Origin of the sequence: Veronia nyctiphanis (genome assembly GCF_004116385.1) — a bacterium.
GTDB lineage: Bacteria > Pseudomonadota > Gammaproteobacteria > Enterobacterales > Vibrionaceae > Veronia > Veronia nyctiphanis.
In genome coordinates, this window is the sequence record NZ_PEIB01000072.1 from 1 (window position 1) to 3,249 (window position 3,249).

4 protein-coding genes are annotated in these 3,249 nt (G+C 40.9%); all 4 read left to right on the plus strand.

Going from position 1 to position 3,249, the window contains the following annotated elements; all coding sequences use genetic code 11:
• The first annotated feature begins 83 nt into the window (after positions 1-83).
• Positions 84-365, plus strand: a complete 282-nt coding sequence (locus CS022_RS24285) for a hypothetical protein (protein WP_129124433.1) — start codon at positions 84-86, stop codon at positions 363-365.
• Between the two features lie 443 nt (positions 366-808).
• The gene (gene pyrF, locus CS022_RS24290) at positions 809-1,624 is read left to right on the plus strand and encodes an orotidine-5'-phosphate decarboxylase (protein WP_129124434.1); all 816 of its coding nucleotides are present in this window, start codon (positions 809-811) and stop codon (positions 1,622-1,624) included.
• 259 nt (positions 1,625-1,883) lie between these two features.
• A complete protein-coding gene (locus tag CS022_RS24295) occupies positions 1,884-2,489 on the plus strand; it encodes a hypothetical protein (protein ID WP_129124435.1) in 606 nt (201 codons plus the stop codon).
• 116 nt (positions 2,490-2,605) lie between these two features.
• A complete protein-coding gene (locus CS022_RS24300) occupies positions 2,606-3,031 on the plus strand; it encodes a GNAT family N-acetyltransferase (protein ID WP_129124436.1) in 426 nt (141 codons plus the stop codon).
• Positions 3,032-3,249 lie beyond the last annotated feature (218 nt).

Sequence of the window (3,249 nt, forward strand, 5' to 3'; positions counted from 1 at the left end):
GCAGCCACAGGACAAAAAACTACTCCGCCATTTTTTGCCTGTGCTGGCAGACGTTATATGCCCAAGAGGTTTGGTGAAATTTAATGAGTAAATTGAATAAATCAGATGTTTTAATTACGACTCAAACAGGTTGGAATGAGGCGTATTTAATTGGCACCGAAAAGGAGTTGTTGAACTTCGCACAGAGCATAATTGAATCCGTACAAAGCGCTAAAAGTGACATTTTCTTTGGCGAAAAAGTTAAAACTAGCAAGCATATCTACGGGAAAGTATCTTTTGCAAGTGAAGTTCAATTTGATGAGGTTGTAGTTACGGAAAGCGTTGAACAAACAGATGAAATCAGTTGTAAAGTTCAGGGCATATAACAAGTTGCTCAAGCATCGTTTCGGCCAAAAAACGGCCTCCACTGGACTCGCTAGCGCTCGCCGCTTAGCAAGGCGTTATCCCGCATCAATTTAAGAGTTTTGAGTCCCAAGGTTTAGTCGCCAAATTCCTCTTTTCATAGCCGCAGGTTTGCCTAGAAGTCGTTGAACAACCTTTGTTTGAGTGTCGTGTCTGAAATTGTAATAACTCATTTGAATTCACATTCAGGTTGTTGTTTCTTGGTTGCCTAAACACGGTTTGCGGTAAAGCTAAATGCGGTAGCTTTTTCAAAAGGTGCTGGCGGCAAGCCGCGAAAGACATGGAGCAAGGGCTAACAAGTGCAGTCACAGGACAAAAAACGCTCCGCCATTTTTTGCCTGTGCTGGCAGGCGTTATACCTAAATCGCACTAATCAAAATAAGCACTAAATCAAAAGGAGAATTAAGTGAGTTTTATTGAAAAGTTAAATAGCATCTGGGAAGAGAATGATTCATTAGTTTGTGTTGGACTAGACCCAGATCTGGAACGTTTTCCTAAGAGTATTCGTGATGTTCCTGACGCAATTTTTCAGTTTAATAAAAGAATAATCGATGCTACACATGATTTAGTTTGCGCATACAAACCTCAAATTGCTTACTTTTCCGCTGAGTCAGCGGAAGACCAGTTGACGAAAACAATTCAATACATTCAAAGTGAATATCCCTCTATTCCTATAATTTTGGATTCAAAACGTGGTGACATTGGTAGTACGGCAAATAAATATGCAGTAGAAGCTTTCGAGCGCTTTAAAGTTGATGCGGTAACTATCAATCCTTACATGGGATATGACTCAGCGGAACCCTTTTTGTCATATCAGGACAAGGGTACTGTTTTACTTTGCCGAACATCAAATTCTGGTGCTAGTGACATTCAAGATTTGATTGTCGATGGAGTTCCTTTATATCAAAAGGTTGCCACCCTAATTAGTGATAAATGGAACTACAACAACAATTGCTTGCTTGTGGTTGGAGCTACGTGGCCATCTCAGATGGCAAAAGTTCGGTCTTTAGTAGGTGATATGCCATTTTTAGTACCTGGAGTTGGTGCGCAAGGCGGTGATATCGAGGCCTTAGTAAAAGCAGGTAAAACTGCAAATGGTAAAGGCCTAATTATTAGCTCATCTAGAGGTGTGATTTATGCGAGCGGCGAAGATGATTTTGACAGCAAAGCTAGAGAAGTGGTTTTAAAACTACGCTCACAAATCAACTTACATCGAAAATAGGTATAACAAGGCGCTCAAGCATGGACGCAGCAAAGCTGCGCCGCTTAGCTTGACGTTATACGCTGGTTTTTTAATGTAAGAGTAAACCAGTAATTTTGTAATTATGGCACGTAGGTTTTACCAGCATTTTGGGGTTCATCTGGAAGGTCGCCGTTTGGCATTTTCGTCATGCAAACTAGCCTCCACGTGTCAGAAAAAATCAGAGTGTTGAGCAGGCTGTTTGCAATATTTCTAGGGCGGTGCGGCTTGTTTTAAAGGGATGTCGCCATCTCATAACAAGGCCATCAAACATCGCGCCCTGCGGGCGCTGGACTCGCAAAACACGCTCGCCGTTTATGGCTGCGTTAGCCAACAAGGCGGAATTATCAAAATGTATCATCATGAATTAACAGGCTTACTTAGTGAAGTCAGCGAAAAAATATATGAATTTCAGTTAACAGGTTACTCCTTTGAAGAGTGGTTTAACTGGGAATTATATGCCAAATTCAAGCAATCTGGATACTCAGTAACACCTAAACCAGCTTTTGATTCTCAGTATAAGTCTTACGCAGATCTATTAGTCCAAGACCCAAAAACTGAAATGAGCGTATATATTGAGGTAAAACTAGTTCACGATGACACTAGTAATAAATGGTTGAATGAAATCGAAGTAGACAGGAAAGCTCTACAATTAATGAAAAATAAAGGCAAGTGTAAAGGTTTGCAATTACTCCTTTTAACTTCATCTCATAAAGATCTTTTGAATCATCCAAACTGGAAGCCGTGGCTTGAAAAACTATCGTTTTGGAGTATAGAGCCAGATGTAAAAACTGTATCGAAACATTCGGAAGGGAGTATCATTATACTTGGCTGGGATGTTGGCTAACAAATTGTTCAACAGCGACTCAAAACGTGTGCCGATTTCGCTTCGCTCATCAGTATGGCACACTAGTTTTTCGCGCGTTAACAAGGCGTTAGTTGCTTCTTTATATGGAGGTTTAAGTGGATATTGATTTTGTCTTTTCGCCTTCTGAAAAAGAAGCATCTGCAATTTTTAATGGCCTATCTGAGTTTAACAAAACTCACTTTCCGAAGCTGGATGAAGCAAGCTTTGGGTGCTTCGTTAGAAATGAGTTTGGAGAAACACTTGGCGGGATGACTGGGAAGATGCTCTTTTCTAGCCTCCATGTTCATTACTTTTGGTTATCAGAGCCTTTACGTGGTCTAGGCGTAGGAAGTCAAGTTATTCAACATGTTGAGCTTGAAGCAAAAAATCGCGGAATATCCAATGTCTACTTAGATACATATTCGTTCCAAGCCCCTAAGTTCTATGAAAAGCTCGGATATATTGAAGTTGGTCGATACTCCGATTACCCGAAAGCTGGAATAGACAAAATCTTCTACCAAAAGCATATTGGTCGCAACTAACAAGGCCATCAAACATCGCCCCACAGGGGGCTGGACTCGCAAAATACGCTCGCCGTTTATGGCAGGCGTTATCCCCCATCAATTATAGAGTTTTGAGTTCCAAGGTTTAGTCGCCAAATTCCTCTTTTCATAGCCGCAGGTTTGTATCGATATCGGCGAAAATCAACCTTTGTTTGCGTTGCGTGTCTGAAATTCTTAATAACTCATTTGAATTCACA

What these genes read in the sequence shown, in the direction of transcription:
- CS022_RS24285 (WP_129124433.1), top strand. Translation starts at nt 84, where the DNA reads ATGAGTAAATTGAATAAATCAGATGTTTTAATTACGACTCAAACAGGT.
- CS022_RS24295 (WP_129124435.1), top strand. Translation starts at nt 1,884, where the DNA reads ATGTCGCCATCTCATAACAAGGCCATCAAACATCGCGCCCTGCGGGCG.